Source organism: uncultured Bacteroides sp., from assembly GCF_937912035.1.
Taxonomy (GTDB): Bacteria; Bacteroidota; Bacteroidia; order Bacteroidales; family Bacteroidaceae; genus Phocaeicola.
The window spans coordinates 160,130-181,505 of record NZ_CALDPF010000036.1 but is presented as its reverse complement, the minus strand read 5'-3'; the positions used below and the strand labels follow the sequence as shown (position 1 = coordinate 181,505).

The window sequence follows — 21,376 nt, the reverse complement described above, 5'->3', positions numbered from 1 at the left end:
TTCTATTGATTATTTGTTTCACATACTATTTCAAGTTCATCTACCCAAAGTGTGCTTCCTATTGCACCAATGAAGTATGCTCCTTTTATACTCGATGATAAGACTATTGCCAATTTGTATTTTCCGTTTTTCAATTTGTCCATATCTATAGATTTTCCATTTTTTGTTTCAAAAGGAATGTCGAAATAGGTCCATACATCAGTTTCTTTTGCGTCTTCAGGATTAATACGTGCTAGTTTCACTATACTATGGTCAGTCAATGAATTTCCACCATTAAGGAAAAAGTCGTTATTCTCTGCTTCATACATTACAGCATAAATATCGAAGCTGTCTTTGCCGCCAATAGGCTTTTTTTCAGCATCAGTCATTTGCAGACCGGCCTTGAATTTGTAATAGCCTGTCATTCTGGTAGGTAGTTTTGTAAACGGATAGCCGAATAGTGTGGCTTCAAGTGGTTTTAAGACTGCATTTGATGATTCGAAAGCTCCAATGAAAAGGTTTCCGGCAGCTATCGGCATTCCAACTTGCTGTCCGAATCCTCCAGTATCCTTGGTTTCAAGTTTTATGCAATAACCTTTTTTTCCATTGGTGGATTGTGATGTAGGGTAATCGTTGGCATTGTTGGCAATACCTGTAAGTTTGTATCCAGGGTTTCCGCTGGCCCATTGTAGCTTTTTGCTTTGGTCGCTCAAATATAAAATATGGTATGGATCTGTTTCTACGAGATTATCAAAAGAATACAGTAATGGTAGCTCCATTTTGAAAATACTTATATCGTATTCGGCGTTATTACTTTTGTCCTCTGATGTTACAATGAATTTTCTGTTTTCTGATAAACTGAAGTCGTAAACAGGGGGATTGTCTTTGGGCTGTTTGTCTTTAGCCTCTATTGTAGCGCCCTCCGGCAGTTCAAATACAAGCTCTTGTTGTGAGATGTCTGCTCCATCCTGTACATAGATATCAATTTTTTTGTTTTCGCTGTTGATAGTCAGTAGTTGAATGTTTTCACCTTTGCACCCATCTATTGCAGCCTCAACATTTAATGCCTCTTCCTGTATACACGAAGTCAGACATAGGGATAGAGTTAGTCCTGTGATAAAAAGATGTTTTTTCATTTTTATGTTTAATGTTGTTTTAGTAATTATAAATACAAAGGTAGACTAATTTGAAGTATTGACCAATAACTATATTAATAAAAGTCTATAAAATATTAAGATTATACTACTTATATATGTGTTAAATGTACAATAGATTAAAAATAGAACAAAAATATCAAGAATTGACCTTGTGAAATATGTTTAAAAGCAGTTATTTTGCACACTGAAAATTATAGTCATATTTAGATATAAAATGAAAAAAGTTTATTATGGATTGTTGTCCTTGTTTTTTGCTATGATGTCATCTTGTGTAAAAGATGAAAGTCAAAGCTCTCATGAAGGACGTATCGATGTGAGTGTCAATGCTGACAAAAAAATGTCGGTAGAAGCATCAAGGGCGAATGAAGATGAGTTTTCCCCTGATGTGAATGATTTTGCTTTGAGAATAGAATCAGCCGATGGTGAGGTCTCTAATTCTTGGAACCGTTTTGAAACTTTTCAGCCTGTATCTGTTGAAGTGGGTACATATACGGTAACCGCTACATACGGTGATGCAAATACCGAGGGTTTTGAAGGTTTAAGTTATTGGGGAGAAACTACCGTTGAAGTTGTTAGGGATGAAACAGCAACTGCTTCTATTACTTGTACCATTAATAAAGCTAGGGTGTCTATATCTTATACCGATAGTTTTAAATCTTATTTCACTTCTTATAGTGCTTATATCACTTCTTCTAAAGAAATTAAGGTGCTTTATGGAGCTGAAGAAACACGTGGCGCTTATTTCGTTCCTGGCGATTTGCAGCTTTATTTGGAAGTTAAACGTCCTGGAGTTTCTGAGAATATAGTTCTTAATCCAAAGAATTTCAATGCCGAAGTCAAGCATGATTATCATTTAACAATGGATGTTGATGCGTCAACATCTACATTGAATATTATTTTTAATGATGATCCCGCTTCAACTGAAAATGTACAAATTGAGATTTCAGATGAGAGCCTGAATGCACCGGCTCCTGCATTTACTCCTTATGGATTTACTTCAGGCGAGAATCAGGAAGTGTTGGAAGGAGAGACTGTTTCAGACAAATTGGAGGCTTACCTTAATGCTCCATCAGGTCTGGTTAAATGTGAGTTGACTACTGTTTCTGAGTCTTTGAAAAAAGAAGGCTGGCCTGCAAGTGTTGATTTTATGAATCTTACACCTGAACAGTCTCAGAAATTAAAAGAACTCGGATTGGAGACAATGGGGCTTGGAGCTAATCATGACAAGATAGCATTGATAAATTTTAAAAATGTATTGCCGAATTTATATTGTACCACTGATGGAAATGAAGAGCATACATTTACTCTCCGTGCTACAGATAAATTAGGAAAGGTAACAGAAAACGGTTTGGTATTGCAAATTACTACCCGTAATAATGGCTTTGCTGTAACTTTGCCTGAATCAGTTCCTTATGGAAGTAATACCATGACGGCAGATTTGACTTTGGAAGGCGACCCTAGCAAGATTGTATTCTATTATATCGGATTGGGTACTTATCAGGAATTTGCTACGGAAAATGTGAATATTCAGCCAACAGAAGAATCTAATAAATACACTGTAACATTTACTTATCCTGAACCACTGATAGATACAGAAAATGGTGTGAAGTTTAAGGCTGTATGTGGTAAAAAAACTTTTGAAAGTACATTTAAAGTGGAGGATCCAGAAATTACTTTATCTTTAAAGAATAGTAATGCAGATGTATGGGCTAAACATGCAGATTTTCAGGTAATTGCATCTGCAAAAACACAGTCACGTAATTCTAGAACGATTTCATCGTCTACAATAGAATTTCAATACGAAGAAAGTGATGGTGTTTGGCAGAAATTTGAGAATGTGGCATTTGATGGTTCAAATGGATTTACAGTAAACGGGTTAACTTCAAATACCTCTTATAAAATTCGTGCGGTTTATTCTCAAAATGTTTTTTCTAATGAATTAACTATCCAAACTGAAGAAGAATTGTCTGTTCCAAATGCCGGTATGGAGGATTGGTATTATACGAATCCTAAAAATAATAACTGGGAAATGTGGTATGTATGTAAAGAAAACGAACAATCGGTTTGGAATACCATGAATTCTCTTACGACATCTACAAATGGTCGTTATAGGTATAATTCTAATTCAGGAACAATACGTACTGATGGTAAAACAGGATATGCTGCACAAATTAGAGCTGTAGGATGGGGAAATGGTAATACTGCTGCTGGTAGTGCAAGTGTATGTCAAAATGCTACTGTTGGTGAATTGTATTTAGGTCGTTATGATTCAGGTACACAAAAACCGGTGTATGATGGTATTGAATTTAGTTCTAGACCAAAATCTATGACTATAGATTATAAATATACTCCAGGAAAGGGTGGAGACCAATATTATGCTGAAATTGTAATTTTAAATAAACAATCTGATACTGTTACTGAAATTGGCCGTGGCTTATCGCGTAATGGAGAATCAGTGGGAGATTGGACATCATTGACAGTTAATATCGATTATACTGAAGAAGGAAAAAAAATGAAAGCTACTCACTTGTATATTGTATTTAAGTCTGGTGATAAAGCAGGAAAAGATTATTGTAATACAATTCCTTCATTTGGAAATCTTTCGGATGGAGAATTTGTCGGTAGTGAATTCTTTGTCGATAATATAGTTCTGAATTACGAATAAAAAAAGAAAGTTGATATATATGAAAAAAATATTTTTAATCTGTTTTACACTGCTTGCCGGTATGTTGGCTTTTACAGCCTGTCATAGCGAATCTATGGAAGATAAATCAACATCTAAAGGTGAGTTGAATTTATCTTCAATGAAGGCGGATGTTGATATGGATATTGAAACAGTGTATGTTGGTTCACGAGCAGGAACCACAGTTGATGTAAACAATTTCTTGGTTACAATATCTGATGCACAGTCTCAGCAAGTACAACAGTGGAAATATAGTGAAATGCCTGAAATCGTTTCTTTAGCTGTAGGTACATATTCTATAGATGTTACATCTGCTGAAGCTCCCACTAACGGATTCGATGTCCCATTTTATAAAGGAACCGCTACTTGCGAAATAAAAGAGAATGAAGTAACAGTTGTACCAGCAATAACTTGTAAACTGGCAAATATGTTATTTTCTGTAAAATATGATGAGGAGTTTCAAAGTAAAATAGGTGGTGATGTGGTAACGACTATTTCTGTGGGAGAAAATTCTTTGGATATTCCTTATGAAGAGACGCGTCAGGCTTATCTTATTGCTCCAAATGCTGAAACTACTACATTGATAGTGACATTAAAGGGTACTATTGATGGAGAAGAAGTTGAATATAGTGAACGTTTTGAGAATGTAAGAGTTGGCGTACATAACATTATAAAATATGAGTTTGAACCCGTAAGTGATGGCTCAATGGGGGATGGTACATTAAATGTTGTTATTGGTGTAGATTCAACGATGGATGAATCTGACGAAACAGTCGGAATTAATCCTGGGGAAGAGCCGGAAATTGATGATTTTCCTACTGAAGGAGGTGAAGACCCTGGTCAAGGAGGTGAGGATTCTGGTGAAGGAAATGAAAATGCTCCATCAATTGTAGGTTCTAATTTTAATGGAAGTGGCTTTGATATTGAAAATGATATATTAACTATTACTGGTGCTTCAACGTTAGAAGTTGAAATTAATGCTCCTAACGGTATTGCACATCTTTACGTGGAAATCAAATCTGAAACATTGGATGTCACAGAAGTAGGTTTGTCAAATAATTTTGATTTGGCTTATCCTGGTGATTTGAAAGATGGATTGTCAGGATTAGGATTTCCTACTGGTGAAGATGTTATAGGTCAGACTAAAACCGTTTTTGATATATCTACGTTTACAGCTTTATTACCGACTTTTAAAGGGGATCATAATTTCGTGATTCGTGTAGTGGATAAAAATGAATTAGAAGAAACAAAAGTATTAAAGTTAAGGGTGCCAAATGAATAATAATAAATTATATACAGTTATCTGTTGTATAATCTTTGCTTTTTCATCTTGCAAAGAAGATACAGGTATTGTTAACTCTGAAGGAAGCTTAAAGCTTTCTGTAGGGGTTTCGGATAAAGTAGAAGTTGCTTCCCGAACATTATCTGAAGAAGAACAGGAAGCATTGGGTAAGGATTGCAAAATTCGTATTTATAATGGTGAGAAATTAGTACGAAAATATGAGGAACTGGAAAATGTTCCATCAGAAATTGCATTGATGACAGGGGATTATTCTGTAAAGGTAACTGCTGGTGATTCTGTAGCAGCTTCGTTTGAAGAACGCTTTTTCGTGGGGAAAAAGGAATTTACTATTGCTAAAGGAGAAGTCAGTTCTGTAGAGGTAATTTGTGGAATAGTAAATACAGTTGTTGCCATAACTTGGGATGAAACGTTAAATGAAGTTTTCAGTGCCTGTCAGGTTACAGTTACTTCAGCAACTGGAGAACTGGTATATACGTCTGAAAATGCTGATGCTAAAGGATATTTTATCCTGCCGGAAGATAATAAAAGTTTGACTTTTAAGTTTAGTGCAACTACATTGGCAGGAGGAAAATATGAGAAAACTGACGTAAAGTCGGACTTGAATGCTTCTACACTTTATAATTTGACTTACAGCTATAAAGCTTTTGAACAGAATCCAACAGGTGGAGCTTCTTTGCAGGTTACGGTGGATGAGACTCCATTAGAAGAAGATGAACATGTTATAACTTTCAAACAGCGTCCTGTTATAGTATGTAAGGATGCGGAGGAGACTACATACGATCTTGAACAACCTATGTATCTGGAGTTAAACGCACAGAAAGATTTTTATTTTAATATTTCTACTTCGTCATCGTTGAGCTCTTTGATTATCAGAAATGAGAATTTTCAAACTTGGGGATGCGGTTATAACCAGTTTGACATGTTGCAATTGGGGGGATATGCTGAGACTTTAAAAACTTTCGGCATATCTGTGGTTGAATCAAAAACTGCATTGAAAGGAGATGTTTGGACAATATTGTTTGCAAAAGAACTCCTAGCAAAGATGACAGAAAACGAAGGTAGTGTTTCTACAACAATTGAAGCTACTGATGCTAATGGGAAAAGTCGTACTGTAGTTTGGAATATAATCTCTTCGAATGCGACAGTGGTAACTGACGAAATAATCCCGTATGAAGTATGGACATCGAAAGCTACATTACATGGAACTATTACCGGTACATTAGCTTCTACTGCTAAGTTCCGTTATAGAGAGAAGAATACAGCAGATTGGACTATGGTTGAAGCCGAAGTAACAGATAAATCGTTCAGTAAGGAAATTAATGGTCTTAAGCCAGGTACTACTTATGAATATCAGGCAATGGATGGTGAACAAGCATCGTCTATTACTTATGAATTTACGACTGAATCTGAATTTCAGCCCGATAATTCAAGTTTTGAATATACTCAGACATTAAAAGTTAATACGATGTTGGGAAAGAAAGATTGTTTGTTTTTCTACCAACAAGGTACTGAAATGTGGTGGGATACAGGAAATACAGGATCTGCAACAGGTGGTAAAAATATTACGACTCAAGATGCAACCATTAAAAATAGTGGAAATTATTCAGTTAAATTGGCTTCTACTTCTATTATGGGAACATTTGCGGCTGGAAATCTTTTCTCAGGAAAATTTATAGGAACAGAGGATATGACTAAAGGCATTTTGGGATGGGGACGTTCATGTACAAGTCGTCCTTCGGCTTTAAAAGTGTGGGTACGATATATTCCTGGTGAAGTTGATTTTCCAGGGCACTTAGAAGAAGGCTCTCTTGATAATGGTATTATTTATGTAGCTGTTGGCGATTGGCAGTCTAGTGATAGTGAATATGGTGCAGAATGGCCTGTAGTTGTACGTACTAAGGGACCTTCATTGTTTAATCCTAGTGATAGTGGAACAATTGGTTATGGTGAACATATTTTTACAGAAAATTATGGTGCTGAAACAGAAACTAGCATGAAAGAAATAACTATTCCTTTGGATTATGAAGGCTACGGTGGTTATAACCGAAAGCCTAAGTCAATTATCATAGTAGCGGCAGCTAGTCGTTATGGTGATTATTATCAAGGAAGTTCTAAAAGTACAATGTGGCTTGACGACATAGAGCTGATTTATGAATAAGTAATTAGTAAATATAATTTGTGAAGAAACTGTTATATACATTATGTCTTGCGTGTACCGCCTTAGGGGGGTATGCGCAAGATTTTCATCAAAAGAAACTTCCGCCAAAAGTCTTTGTTCCGAAAGGACAATGGATTGTAGGAAGTTCTGTTTCGTATTCTGAACATACAGAAAAAAACTATGATTTTCTGATAGTGGAAAATATAGATGCTGACGGATATGCGTTTAATGTCAGTCCTATGTTTGCATACGCCCTAAAAGATAATATGGCTCTTGGAGGACGTTTTAAATATGGGAGAACGTTGGTACGCATGGATGAAACTCAGCTTAATTTGGATGATGAGAACCAGTTTAAAATAAATAATATCTACCAGCTGAAGCATTCGTATTCGGCTATGGCAATTTTTCGCAATTATATTCCTTTGGGTGAGAGTAAACGTTTCGCTTTGTTTAGTGAAACTCAATTGGAAGTTGGTGGAAGTCAGTCTAAAGTATATAATGGAAAGGGTGAAGCGTTAACCGGTACGTATTCCAAATCTACTGATTTGTCTTTCGGAGTTGCTCCTGGTATGGTGGCTTTTATAAATAATTATACCGCAGTTGAGGTAAGTGTCGGTGTACTTGGTGTTAATCTTGGTAAAACGAGACAAATCACGAATCAGGTTGAAACGGGAGAAGTGTCGTCTACTACGGCGAATTTTAAAATTAATTTATTCTCAATAGGTCTGGGAATAGCATTTTATTTGTAAGCATTATGAAGATGAAATTTTTATATATAGCTCTGAGTGTGTTTTCATTTTTTTGTTGCTTACAATTGAGGGCGCAAGTTGAAGTGGATTCAATGTCTAGTGTTCGAGATACAATTGTGAAATATAAATTGGTTCTTGTGCATGATACCGTGTTTGTCTCTCTGCCGCAAGCTCAGATGCCTGTTGATTCTTCAACAATAATATATACAAAGCCTGTAGGGCGTTATGATAGAGGAATAACAAATTATCGTTTTATGAAAAAAAATAGATGGATTGGTGGAGTCACAATATCTATTTTTAATTATGAAACGGATAACAGCAGGTTGCTCTTTTCGCTGTTGAAGGATATAGATATAAACTTGAGTACATTGTCTATACATCCTTTTGTAGGGTATACGGTCGCTGATAATACTGTTGTTGGTTTAAAGCTAGGGTATTCTCGTGTATCAGGAGGTATCAATAATTTCGCTTTGAATGTCGAGGACTTTGATATAGCTCTTAAGGATATAAAATATACGGATGATGCATATTCTTTTAATTTTTTTCATCGTTCTTATATAGGACTTGACCCGAAAGGTTTATTCGCTTTGTTTAATGAGACAACTTTAGGATACAGTATGGGTTCTACACGATTTTCGCAGGGAAGTGGAGAAACATTAAAATATACGGATACTTCGATTAACCAGTTGAAAATTGGGATTAATCCTGGAATTGCTATTATGATTATGCCTAATGTCGGTGCTGAAATGTCTTTTGGGGTTGCCGGTTTTACGTATAACTGGGAAAAACAGAAAAAAAGTTCCGGAGAGGTTGGAAAACGAACAAACAGTGGAGCTAACTTTAAAATTAATTTGTTTAACATTAATATTGGTATAACTGTGTGTATCTGATGAATAACAATATGATGATAAATATTGCTGTCAGGCTTGTACTATGTGTATTTCTTTGTCTGATGCCTGCTTGTATAAAGAATGATTTGCCATATCCTACAGTGAAGCTTTTCATCACTGGAATGACGGTGGAAGGTCAAGTAGGTGATGCTATTATCTCGAATGACGAGCGCAAGGTTACTTTAGAACTTGGAGAAACGGTTAATTTAAAGAAAGTCAAGGTCAATACTATTGAATTTACTGAAGGTGGCTCTGCTAATATTGCACCGGACTCGATTATTGACCTTACAAATCCTTTTTCTGTAACATTGTCTTTGTATCAGGATTATGTGTGGACTATAGAAGCAAATCAGAATATTGAGCGTGTCTTTACTGTGGCAGGCCAGATAGGTAGTGCCAGATTTTATCCTGAAACACGTGAGGCTTCAGTTAATATTCCTAAAGATAATGGATTGAATAATATAGAAGTAACTAATTTAAAGTTAGGACCTGAAGGAGCTACCCAAAACGGTACTAATGGTATACCTATGCTTGAATGGGAAAAAAAGGGGGCTTTTAGTACTTCAAAAGTTAGGGTTGTATATAGTGACTTTTTGGATGAAGAATGGACTTTATATGTTAATCTTACTGATGTTAAAGTTGGCATAAATAGTGTTGATGCCTGGACAAAAGTTGCTTGGATTGATGGCTTTGGACGTGAAGGAGAAAATAATGGTTGTGAATATAAAAAAGATGGCGATACAGACTGGATAAAGGTTGATGACTCACAATTGAACCATGATGGAGGAAAATTTGTGGCAAAAGTGATTCATCTGGAACCTAACACTGATTATATATGCCGTGTTTATTCCGGTTCAGAGTATAGTGATGAGGTAAAGTTTACAACCGGTTCGGAAGTTCAACTGGAAAATAATAGCTTTGAATATACTTCTGGAACAAGTCCGTTATATTTGTTCTCTGAAGGACAGAATATGTGGTGGGATACTGGTAATACAGGTTCTTCTACTATGGGAAAGAATGTTACTACAGTAGATTCAAGCTTAAAACAATCAGGTAATCAGTCTCTTTTATTGTCTTCTCAGTTTGTTGGAATAGGAAGTATAGGTAAATTTGCAGCAGGAAATGTTTTTGCAGGTAAATATCTTAAAACGGAAGGTACTGATGGTATATTGGGGTTTGGTCGTCCTTTTACTTCTAGACCAACAAAGTTGAGGGGATATATAAAATATAACTGTGGGGTAGTAGATAAAGGTGGTGACAAAATTCAAAATGGACAAAATGATATTGGTACGGTATACATTGCTTTGACAGATGGAGATGGAGTAGCGTATGATGATGGAAGTAAATGGTCTTGTATTATTAAAACCAAAACAGGACAATTATTTGACAAAAATGCAGCTAACGTTTTTGCTTATGGTGAGATGAAGTTTGATCAGAGTACTCAAGGTGAAGGATTGATTCCTTTTGAAATAGATATTGATTATAAATCTACTGATAGAATTCCAACTAGAATTGTAATTGTAGCATCTGCCAGCTATTATGGAGACTTTTTCCAGGGGAGTACAAGTAGTAAGATGTGGCTGGATGATATTACATTAGAATATGATTACCAATAATCAATTATATTTTTATTTGGTATAAAAAGCAGGAAAAGCATTTCCTGCTTTTTTTATGTAGTGACTTGACTCTTTTACAAAAACTAGTGTTTGTATATCAATATATATACATAAAATGCTTATTTTTGTAACGCAAGTTGAAGATTTTGTTTTTACATCAATAGTAGAAATGAATCTTTAGTATAGTAAAATACCTGATTTCTTTTGTTGATCAAATCTTAAATCTTTTTGATATTACTGGTTTAAGTTATTTATAAATCTAAAACTATAAATGTATGAAAAAAAAATTGTCTTTAATTGCTTGTTTATTGGTGATTATATTACCTGTTTTATCACAAGTGTCATTATTTCCTACTCCAGCACATATAAAAGAAGGAAAAGGTTTTTTTGTAGTTGGTAAGGATATTAAAATATGTAGTAAGGATAGCTATTCTAAAAAGATTATTTCAAGTTTAAAAGAAACATTGAGCGATATTTCCGCTAAACCTGTATCGTCGGGTGTAATATGTTTGGAGATGAATGAACAATTACAAAAAACGGATGAAGGCTATAGACTTGTGGTGACTCCAGATACTGTAAAACTTATAGCTTCCAATGAATCTGGAATGTTTTATGCTAAAGAAGCATTAGTTCAGTTGGCGCGTATGGGGAAAGGAACTATTGCTTCTTGCAAGATAGATGATGCACCACGGTACGGTTGGCGAGGATTTATGTTGGATGAAAGCAGACATTTTTTTGGAAAAGAGAAAGTGAAACAATACTTGGATATTATGGCTTCTCTTAGAATGAATGTATTCCACTGGCATTTGACTGATGTTACTGGATGGCGTATAGAAATAAAACGTTATCCCAAACTGACTACTGAAGGAGCTGTGGGTAACTGGCATGATCCTGAAGCTCCAGCTGCATTTTATACTCAGGACGATATACGAGAAATAGTTTCATACGCTTCTGAACGTCAAATAATGATCCTTCCGGAGTTTGATATGCCAGGGCATGCTACAGCAGTGTGTCGTTCTTATCCTGAAATATCAGGTGGTGGTGAAGGAGAATGGAAACATTTTACTTTTCATCCGTGTAAAGAAGAAACTTTTGAATTTATAAGTAATGTATTTGACGAATTGATAGAGTTATTTCCTTCTCCATATATTCATATTGGAGGTGATGAAGTGCACTTTGGTAACCAAAGTTGGTATACTGATCCTGAGATACAGAAATTCATTAAAGATCATAAGCTTGGTAATGAAGTTGGATTAGAGCATTATTTTATACGTCGTGTAGCAGATATTCTTGCATCAAAGGGTAAGACAATGATAGGTTGGGATGAGATTGTTGATGCAGGAGTATCTCCTGATAAATCTGTAGTGATGTGGTGGCGGCATGACAGAAAGTATCAGTTAATTAAAGCATTGGAGAAAGGGTATCGCGTTATTTTGACTCCACGTCGTCCTTTATATGCCGATTTTGTTCAGTATAGAACTCATAATATTGGACGTAGATGGAATGGATATAATCCGATAGAGGATATTTGTAATTTTCCTGAACACTTGGTAAATCTTTTTCAGGGCTATGAAAAACAGATATTAGGTCTTCAGTTCAGTTTATGGACAGAACGTGTAGCTGACGTGAAGAGACTTGATTTTATGACATTTCCAAGGCTTATAGCTGTGGCTGAGGCTGGTTGGACTCCGGTAGATGTAAAAGAAACTAGCCTTTTTATGCAAAAATTACCATATTATCTTGAATTGCTTGATGATATGGATATCTATTATTTTAATCCATTTAATCCTGAGTCTACTCCAGAACCATGGGCACCTGATAAGGATGATGTTTTGAAGAACGGATAAATAAGCTTTGTGCTGGAAAATAGAATGAGACTGCCTCAACATTTTATGATGATGACAGTCTCATTATTATTTAAACTATACTGTTTTAGCGTAGAGTCGGGGATTAAACTATTCCCTGAGCCATCATAGCTTTAGCAACCTTCATGAAACCGGCTACGTTAGCACCCTTCACATAGTTGATATATCCGTCTGACTCAGTACCGTACTGTACGCAAGCTTCGTGGATGTTCTTCATGATGCTCTTGAGCTTTTCGTCAACTTCTTCTGCGCTCCAGCTCAACTTGATAGAGTTCTGAGTCATTTCAAGTCCTGATACAGATACACCACCTGCATTGGCTGCTTTACCCGGAGCGTAAAGAATCTTAGCTTCCTGGAATACGCGGATTGCTTCTGGAGTAGAAGGCATGTTTGCACCTTCTGATACAGCGAATACACCGTTTGCGATAAGTGCTCTGGCATCATCGCCGTTGATTTCGTTCTGAGTAGCTGATGGAAGAGCGATATCAGCCTTTTCGTTCCATGGACGTGCACCTGCAACGTATTTGCATCCATATTTCTCTGCGTATTCGCGGATACGTCCACGATACAAGTTCTTGAGTTCCATGATGTAATCGAGTTTTTCGCGGTCAATACCGTCTGGATCGTAAATATAACCGTCTGAATCGGACATTGTAACGACTTTTGCGCCCAACTGGATAAGTTTTTCAACTGTATATTGTGCTACGTTTCCTGAACCTGATACAAGGCATGTTTTGCCTGCAATGTCAATATTGCGTGTCTTCAACATTTCCTGTAAGAAGTAGATGTTTCCATAACCGGTAGCTTCTGGACGGATAAGTGAGCCACCGAATTCGCGACCTTTACCTGTAAGTACGCCTGTGAATTCGTGAGCCAGTTTTTTGTACATACCGAACATGTAGCCTACTTCACGACCACCTACACCTATATCACCAGCAGGTACGTCTGTTTCAGGACCGATGTGACGCCATAGTTCCAACATGAATGCCTGACAGAAACGCATTACTTCGGCATTTGATTTTCCACGTGGAGAGAAGTCTGAACCACCTTTACCACCACCCATAGGAAGTGTAGTAAGTGAGTTTTTGAATGTCTGCTCGAAAGCAAGGAACTTAAGGATTGACAGATTTACTGAAGAGTGGAAACGGATACCGCCTTTGTAAGGGCCGATAACGTTGTTGTGCTGAACACGATAACCCATGTTAGTCTGGATGTTGCCTTTATCATCCATCCATGTTACACGGAATTGATATACTCTATCTGGAATACAAAGACGTTCGATGAGGTTTACTTTGTCGAATTCAGGGTGTTTATTGTATTCTTCTTCGATTGTTCCTAAAACTTCTTCTACTGCCTGATGATATTCAGGTTCATTAGGAAATCTTCTCTTAAGATCCTCTAAAACTTTAGCTGCATTCATAATCTTTACCTTAAAATTAATTGGTTGTTACTATTTGTTGTTTTTTATCTCTCTTGTAGATGATGCAAAAATATATCAAAGAATTGATTTATGCAACATTTTGATTAAAAAAAATAAGAAAGATGTCTTTTTTATACTTTTATTGCGTAAAAAGTGTTGAAATGCTTATTTCTTTCGACTGTTGATTGACTTGCCTATAGGGATGAAAACTAGGGCTCCTGATATGATTATGGTTACAATTAGTGGGCCGTCAATCCGTGGTGATGATGTTATGACTACAAAACAGAGTGCTGCCCAGAATAGGGTGAGCAGGATGCATTGGGTATTTGTAAGTGGCTTTCGCATAGCAGATTTCTTTAGAAATGTGTTTATAAGAAAACGAGTTGGCAAGATTTGTTCTTTGGAACGGAAACCTTGCCAACTCGTCAAATTAATGCCTCATCATATTTTGATTAACATCCTTTTTTCTTTTTGTCAACTATGGCATCAATACATGCTATAGCTGTGATGTTAACTATATCTCGCACTGAACTTTCGATGTCGGTGAAGTGGATAGGTTTGTTCAATCCCATTTGTATAGGGCCTATAACTTCAGTTTCACTCATGTTCTGTATGAGTTGGTAAGTTGAGTTTGCCGAGCTTAGGTTAGGGAATACTAGTGTATTGACTTGCTTACCAAGTAGTTTTGTGAATGGATATTTTTCATCGCGCAATTCGTTGTTAAGAGCGAATTTTACTTGCATTTCACCGTCAATAGCCAATTCAGGATAGTTCTTGTGCATATAAGATACAGCTTCATGTACTTTTGCCGGACTTCCTTCCTGGTCGGAACCGAAGTTGGAATATGAAAGCATTGCCATAACAGGTTCATGGTTGAAGAAACGTACTGACTTGGCAGACAGACGTGCAATATCTATCAATGTATCTGTGTCAGGATGACGGTTAATAAGTGTATCTGCAATGAAGTATGTACCCTTCTTTGAGTTAAGGATGTGCATAGTTCCGAAGTGTTTGTAGCCTTCCTGTATGCCTATTACTTCCTTGGCAACCTTGATTGTATTGCTGTATTTGGTGTAAAGACCTGTGATGAAAGCGTCTGCTTCTCCTGTCTCAACCATCATCATACCGAAGTAGTTGCGTTCGAACATCTTGTCGTTTGCTTCTGCAAAGTTGGCTCCTTCGCGTGCACGTTTTTCGCAAAGTATGCGTGCGTATCTTTCTCTTCTTTCAGCTTCGCTGTCGTGGCGGAGGTTGATGATTTCTATACCTTCAAGACTGAGGTCAAGCTCTTTTGCGAGTTTCTGTATTCTTTCTGTATTTCCTAAAAGGATAGGGTTGCAGATACCTTCTGCTTTGGCTTCTACAGCGGCTCTAAGCATGTTAGGATGGATACCTTCGGCAAATACAACTTTCTGAGGACAGCTGCGTGCTGTTTCATAAAGCTTGCGTGTAAGTTTGTTTTCCTGACCCATGAGTTCAAGAAGGTGGTTCTTGTATTCATTCCAGTCGGTTATCTCTTTACGTGCGACACCTGAAGCCATTGCTGCTTTGGCTACTGCCATTGATACTTCTGTGATGAGTCGTGGATCGACTGGTTTCGGGATGAAATAGTCTGGTCCGAAAGAAAGGTTGTTTACGTGATATGCTTCGTTTACAACGTCTGGAACAGGTTTCTTCGCCAGATCAGCTATGGCATGTACGGCAGCCAGTTTCATTTCTTCGTTTATGGCTTTGGCACGTGTATCCAATGCTCCACGGAAGATGTAAGGGAAACCGATTACATTATTAATTTGGTTAGGATAGTCCGAGCGTCCTGTTGACATCAAAACGTCAGGGCGGGCGCTCATGGCATCTTCATATGAAATTTCAGGAGTAGGGTTGGCAAGTGCGAATACTATAGGGCTTGGTGCCATACTTCGTACCATGTCTTGTGTGAGGACGTTCCCTTTTGAAAGACCGAGGAATACGTCTGCTCCCTTGATGGCTTCTTCCAAAGTGTGTACATCACGACGGTCTGTAGCAAAGAATTTTTTGCTTTCTGTCAGGTTAGGACGGTCGCTTGTGATTACTCCTTTACTGTCGAGCATAAGGATATTTTCCTTGCGTGCTCCAAGTGCTATATATAGTTTTGTACATGATGTAGCTGATGCGCCTGCACCGTTAACTACAATTTTGACGTCTTCTATTTTCTTTCCGGCAACTTCGAGGGCATTCAGAAGTCCTGCACTTGAGATGATGGCTGTTCCGTGCTGGTCGTCGTGCATTACCGGAATGTCAAGCTCTGCTTTAAGTCTGTTTTCGATTTCAAAACATTCAGGAGCTTTGATATCTTCAAGGTTGATACCTCCGAAAGTTGGTGCTATTGCTTTAACGGCCTCGATGAATTTTTCAGGATCCTTTTCGTTTACTTCAATGTCGAATACATCGATTCCTGCATATATCTTGAAAAGAAGTCCTTTACCTTCCATTACTGGCTTTCCGCTCATGGCACCTATATCGCCTAATCCCAATACGGCTGTTCCGTTTGAGATAACTGCTACCAGGTTACCTTTGGCTGTATAGTCGTATGCTGTTTCCTGATTTTTCTGGATTTCCAGACATGGTTCCGCTACTCCAGGTGAGTATGCCAGCGACAAGTCGCGTTGTGTCTGGTATGGTTTGGTGGGAATAACCTCTATTTTTCCCGGTTTGCCCTGTGAGTGATAAAGCAGGGCGGCTTCTTTTGTTATCTTTACCATAAGTTATTACATTTTGTTGTTATTTGTTTATTAAGATGCACAAATGTATGAATAAAAATCTAATATAAGCTTCATTTGTAATTAAAATCTCTAAATTGTTTTTTCTTTTTCTGAAATTGTTTCTTCATAAACTCTTCTTTTTTTGTCTAATAATCATATTCACTAGTACAATTTTAATATCGTCAGATTTATTGGTTATTCTTAGTTAATTGTTAATTTTAGATGGTCTGAATTTTATATCTTTGCACGTGTGTTTTTAGGAAAATAGTTGGCGAACTAAGGTATTTGAAAAAAAATATATAATAATTTTATATGAAAATGAGCGTGAAAAGTAAATTGAATTTTAGCAATGGCCGTATCGCCATAGCTATGTTGGGTGTTTCAGTTCTTACTGCTTGTGGCGGTGGTCAGGGTGGTATGAAGATGGGTGACAATGAATTTGCTGTTATGACAACGGCTTATACTTCAAGTCATCAGACAAAAACTTATCCTGCAACAATAAAGGGTCTCCAGGATATTGAAATCCGTCCACAGGTTTCAGGTTTTATCGTAAAACTGTGTGTTGACGAGGGTGCTACAGTCAAACGTGGACAGGCATTATTTCAAATAGATCCTACACAGTATAAGGCTGCATACGATCAGGCCAAGGCCGGTGTGGAAGCTGCTAAGGCTAGCCTTGAAACTGTGACTTCAACTCTTGAAAACAAGAAAATGCTTCACGAACAAAAAATCATCAGTGATTTTGAGTATCAGACAGCTATGAATAATCTGCTTTCAGCAAAAGCCAACTATTCACAGGCTGAAGCTGCATATACTGCAGCAAAACAGAACTTGGGATTCTGTACTGTTACAAGTCCGTCTGATGGCGTTATCGGAACTTTCCCATACAGGGTTGGTAGTCTGGTAAGCCCTTCAGTACAAGAACCTTTGACTACTGTTTCACAAATAGGTGACATGTACGTGTATTTCTCAATGACTGAGAAGCAATTGCTGGAAATGACAAAATCTGAACAATCACTGAAAGATCAGCTTGCTGCTATGCCTGAAGTAAAACTTCAATTGGCTGATGGTTCAATTTATGAAGCTGCAGGAAAGATTGATGCTGTAAGTGGCGTTATTGACCAGACTACAGGTTCTGTAAGTATGCGTGCGATATTCCCTAACAGTAGAAATATTTTGCGAAGCGGTGGAACTGCAAATATCATATTCCCTTATGAAATGCAGGATATTATTTTGATACCACAGTATGCAACACAGGAAATTCAAGATAAGAAATTTGTTTATGTATTGCAGCCGGACAGCACTTTGAAGCATACTGAAATTCAGATCTCAAATCTTAGCGATGGAAAGAACTATATCGTGACAGGTGGTTTGAAGGCTGGTGACCAGATTGTGGTTGAAGGTGTTCAGGTCTTGACTGACGGACAGAAGATCGTACCTATTACAACTGCTGAAAAGGAAGCAAAGTATCAGAAACATTTGCAAGACCAGCGTGACGGTAATATACAGACTGCCTTCAATTAATTGCATATCTTGGCCAGAAACAGATATATCAATCTTATTTAATGAGATTTTAAAAAGAATAAAAGAATGAAACTAGATAAATTTATTAATCGTCCGGTACTGTCAACGGTGATTTCTATCTTGATGGTTATCTTGGGTGTTATAGGTTTGGCAACTTTGCCTATTACTCAGTATCCGGATATCGCACCACCTACAGTGTCCGTAAGGGCCACTTATACAGGTGCCAGTGCTTCTGCCGTGTTGAATTCTGTTATCGCTCCTTTGGAAGAACAGATAAACGGTGTTGAAAACATGATGTATATTCAATCAAATGCCACTAATACCGGTTCTGCTGATATCAGTGTTTACTTCAAACAGGGAACTGACCCTGATATGGCGGCTGTCAATGTACAGAACCGTGTGTCAATGGCTCAAGGTTTGCTGCCTGCTGAAGTTACACAGATTGGTGTTACAACACAGAAGCGCCAGAACTCAATGTTGATGGTTTTCTCTCTTTACGATGAGACTGACGAATATAATGTAGAGTTTATTGAAAACTATGCCAACATTAATATCGTGCCTGAAATCAAGCGTGTAAACGGTGTGGGTGATGCCAATGTGTTGGGTATGGACTACTCTATGCGTATTTGGTTGAAGCCTGATATCATGGCACAATATAAACTTGTACCTTCCGATATCTCTGCTGTTCTTGCTGAACAGAACATAGAAGCTGCACCGGGACAGTTCGGTGAACGCGGAAACCAGACATTCCAATATACTATTAAGTATAAAGGACGTTTGCAGAAAGCAGAGGAATTTGAGAACATCGTTGTAAAGGCATTGCCTGACGGTGAAATATTACGTTTGGGGGATATCGCAGAGATAGAGCTTGGCCGTCTGGCTTATACATTTAATAATAGGGTTAACGGACATAAGGCTGTATCTGTCATCGTTTACCAGATGGCCGGATCAAACGCTACACAGACTATTTCTGACTTGGAAGAGGTTCTTGCCAAGGCACAGGAGTCACTCCCTACAGGATTGAAAATCAATATTGCTCAAAATGCCAACGACTTCCTTTACGCTTCAATTCATGAGGTAATCAAGACTTTGATTGAGGCATTCGTACTTGTGTTTATCGTGGTTTACGTGTTCTTGCAGGATATGCGTTCAACACTTATTCCGGCGATTGCAATTCCGGTTGCTTTGATAGCAACATTCTTCGTTTTGAAACTTATCGGATTTAGTGTCAATTTGCTTACTCTTTCTGCCATGGTGTTGGCTATTGCCATAGTGGTGGACGATGCCATAGTGGTGGTTGAAGGTGTACACGCTAAACTTGACCAGGGATATAAGTCGGCAAGAGAGGCTTCAATTGATGCCATGAGTGAACTTGGTGGAGCTATCGTGTCTATTACACTTGTCATGATGTCAGTGTTCATCCCTGTTAGTTTCATGGGTGGTACTGCCGGTACTTTCTATCGTCAGTTCGGTTTGACAATGGCTATTTCAATCGGTTTCTCAGCACTGAATGCGTTGACTCTGTCACCGGCGTTGTGTGCTTTATTCTTGAAACCTCATAAGGCTGAACATGGCGAGAAGAAAATGTCTATGATAGACCGTTTCCATACATCCTTCAATGCTGCATACGATTCTTTGTTGAGCAGTTATAAGAAGCGTGTTGTATTCTTTATACATAAGAAATGGTTCTCTATGGGACTTGTAGCTGTTTCTATAGTATTATTGGTATTCTTCATGAACACTACTCCTACAGGAATGGTGCCTACAGAAGATACAGGTACTATTATGGGTGCAGTGACACTTCCTCCTGGTACATCACAGGAACGCGCGATGGAAATCATGGATAAGGTTGATAGCCTGATTGCTGCAGAACCTGCTGTAAGTTCAAGAACTATTGTTTCCGGTTTCGGATTTATCGGTGGACAGGGTCCTTCATACGGTTCTGTGATTATCAAACTTAAAGACTGGGAAGAACGTTCCTTGATGCAAAATTCAAGTGTAGTAGTAGGAACATTGTTCATGCGTGCACAAAAAATCATTAAGGATGCACAGGTATTATTCTTTACACCGCCTATGATTCCTGGATATTCGGCTTCAAGTGATATCGAGTTGAACATGCTTGATAGAACTGGTGGTGATCTGAACAAGTTCAATGATGTAGTGCATAGCTATATGGACGCATTGAAGCAACGTCCGGAAATCAACTCTGCACAGACTACATTTAACCCAAGTTTCCCACAATACATGATGGATATTGATGCTGCTGCATGTAAGAAAGCAGGTATAAGTCCAAGGGATATTTTGGTTACTATGCAGGGATATTTCGGAGGTTTGTATGCATCAAACTTCAACAGTTTCGGTAAGATGTATCGTGTAATGATACAGGCATCTCCGGAAGCTACGAAGAATATGGAATCATTGAACCGTATAAAAATACGTAACGGAAATGAGATGGCTCCTATTACTCAGTTTGTCTCTTTGAAGAAAATATACGGACCTGACGTCATCAGCCGTTTCAACCTTTATACTTCTATTAAGGTGATGGTTGCACCTGCATCAGGTTATACTTCAGGTCAGGCACTTCAGGCTATTGCCGAGGTTGCAAAAGAAAACCTTCCTACAGGTTTCGGTTACGAACTTGGAGGTATGGCCCGTGAGGAAGCCGAAACCAGTGGTGGTACAACAGCCATTATCTTCGTTTTGTGTTTCGTCTTTGTATATTTGCTGTTGAGTGCCCAATACGAAAGTTATATATTGCCGTTGGCCGTATTGCTTTCAGTTCCTGCCGGTTTGTTGGGAAGCTTCTTGTTCGTAAACGGATTCAGTGCTTTGGGTAGCATACCTGCATTAAAGATGATAATTGGTACAATGTCAAACGACATCTATATGCAGATTGCTCTTATCATGCTTATGGGATTGTTGGCTAAGAATGCAATCCTTATCGTTGAGTTCGCCCTTGACCGCCGTAAGCAGGGTATGGGTATTGCATGGGCGGCTGTGCTTGGTGCTTCTGCCCGTCTGCGTCCTATCCTTATGACATCACTTGCAATGATTGTCGGACTTATCCCGTTGATGCTTGCAGTGGGTGTAGGTGCACATGGTAACCGTACACTTGGTGCTTCAGCCATTGGTGGTATGTTGGTAGGTATGATATTCCAGATATTCATTGTTCCGGTATTGTTCGTAATATTCCAGTGGCTTCAGGAGAAATTCAAGCCTATCGAATGGGATAGCTTGGATGAAAGCGAAGTGGAAGCTGAAATTGAACAATATTCTCATACTAAATAATTAAGA

13 protein-coding genes are annotated in these 21,376 nt (G+C 37.9%); 9 read left to right on the top strand and 4 right to left on the bottom strand.

The annotated features are described in order from the left end of the window. Positions 1-2: 2 nt before the first annotated feature. The gene (locus tag Q0486_RS10890; RefSeq protein WP_299233008.1) at positions 3-1,115 is read right to left on the bottom strand and encodes a PCMD domain-containing protein; all 1,113 of its coding nucleotides are present in this window, start codon (positions 1,113-1,115) and stop codon (positions 3-5) included. A gap of 235 nt (positions 1,116-1,350) precedes the next feature. On the opposite strand from Q0486_RS10890, the gene Q0486_RS10885 reads away from it, so the two are divergent. From Q0486_RS10885 to Q0486_RS10855, 7 genes are all read left to right on the top strand, one after another. Next, complete coding sequence (locus Q0486_RS10885) at positions 1,351-3,801, top strand: DUF4493 domain-containing protein (RefSeq protein WP_299233005.1); 2,451 nt, start codon at positions 1,351-1,353, stop codon at positions 3,799-3,801. 19 nt (positions 3,802-3,820) lie between these two features. Then, the gene (locus Q0486_RS10880; RefSeq protein ID WP_299233002.1) at positions 3,821-5,101 is read left to right on the top strand and encodes a DUF4493 domain-containing protein; all 1,281 of its coding nucleotides are present in this window, start codon (positions 3,821-3,823) and stop codon (positions 5,099-5,101) included. Continuing rightward, complete coding sequence (locus tag Q0486_RS10875; protein ID WP_299232998.1) at positions 5,094-7,280, top strand: DUF4493 domain-containing protein; 2,187 nt, start codon at positions 5,094-5,096, stop codon at positions 7,278-7,280. The genes Q0486_RS10880 and Q0486_RS10875 overlap by 8 nt, the downstream gene beginning before the upstream one ends. A 20-nt stretch (positions 7,281-7,300) precedes the next feature. After that, on the top strand, positions 7,301-8,029 hold the full coding sequence (locus tag Q0486_RS10870) for a hypothetical protein (protein WP_299232995.1): 729 nt from the start codon (positions 7,301-7,303) through the stop codon (positions 8,027-8,029). A gap of 5 nt (positions 8,030-8,034) precedes the next feature. Next, on the top strand, positions 8,035-8,919 hold the full coding sequence (locus Q0486_RS10865; protein WP_299232993.1) for a hypothetical protein: 885 nt from the start codon (positions 8,035-8,037) through the stop codon (positions 8,917-8,919). A gap of 11 nt (positions 8,920-8,930) precedes the next feature. After that, entirely contained in the window at positions 8,931-10,535 is a 1,605-nt protein-coding gene (locus tag Q0486_RS10860; protein ID WP_299232990.1) for a PCMD domain-containing protein, read from the top strand. Positions 10,536-10,810: 275 nt separating this feature from the next. Next, positions 10,811-12,382, top strand: a complete 1,572-nt coding sequence (locus Q0486_RS10855; RefSeq protein ID WP_299232987.1) for a beta-N-acetylhexosaminidase — start codon at positions 10,811-10,813, stop codon at positions 12,380-12,382. Positions 12,383-12,485: 103 nt separating this feature from the next. Here Q0486_RS10855 and Q0486_RS10850 read toward each other — a convergent pair whose 3' ends face one another. From Q0486_RS10850 to Q0486_RS10840, 3 genes are all read right to left on the bottom strand, one after another. Continuing rightward, positions 12,486-13,820 carry an NADP-specific glutamate dehydrogenase gene (locus tag Q0486_RS10850; protein WP_299232985.1) on the bottom strand — a complete coding sequence of 445 codons (1,335 nt, stop codon included), beginning with the start codon at positions 13,818-13,820 and terminating at the stop codon, positions 12,486-12,488. Positions 13,821-13,985: 165 nt separating this feature from the next. Further along, entirely contained in the window at positions 13,986-14,165 is a 180-nt protein-coding gene (locus tag Q0486_RS10845; RefSeq protein WP_299232984.1) for a hypothetical protein, read from the bottom strand. Between the two features lie 107 nt (positions 14,166-14,272). Continuing rightward, positions 14,273-16,558: an NADP-dependent malic enzyme gene (locus tag Q0486_RS10840; RefSeq protein WP_299232982.1), complete on the bottom strand. Its 2,286-nt coding sequence runs from the start codon at positions 16,556-16,558 to the stop codon at positions 14,273-14,275. A 312-nt stretch (positions 16,559-16,870) separates the two neighbouring features. Here Q0486_RS10840 and Q0486_RS10835 point away from each other — a divergent pair, with 312 nt between their 5' ends. After that, positions 16,871-18,082 carry an efflux RND transporter periplasmic adaptor subunit gene (locus Q0486_RS10835; RefSeq protein WP_299232980.1) on the top strand — a complete coding sequence of 404 codons (1,212 nt, stop codon included), beginning with the start codon at positions 16,871-16,873 and terminating at the stop codon, positions 18,080-18,082. A 66-nt stretch (positions 18,083-18,148) separates the two neighbouring features. Next, complete coding sequence (locus tag Q0486_RS10830; protein ID WP_299232978.1) at positions 18,149-21,370, top strand: efflux RND transporter permease subunit; 3,222 nt, start codon at positions 18,149-18,151, stop codon at positions 21,368-21,370. Positions 21,371-21,376: the final 6 nt, after the last annotated feature.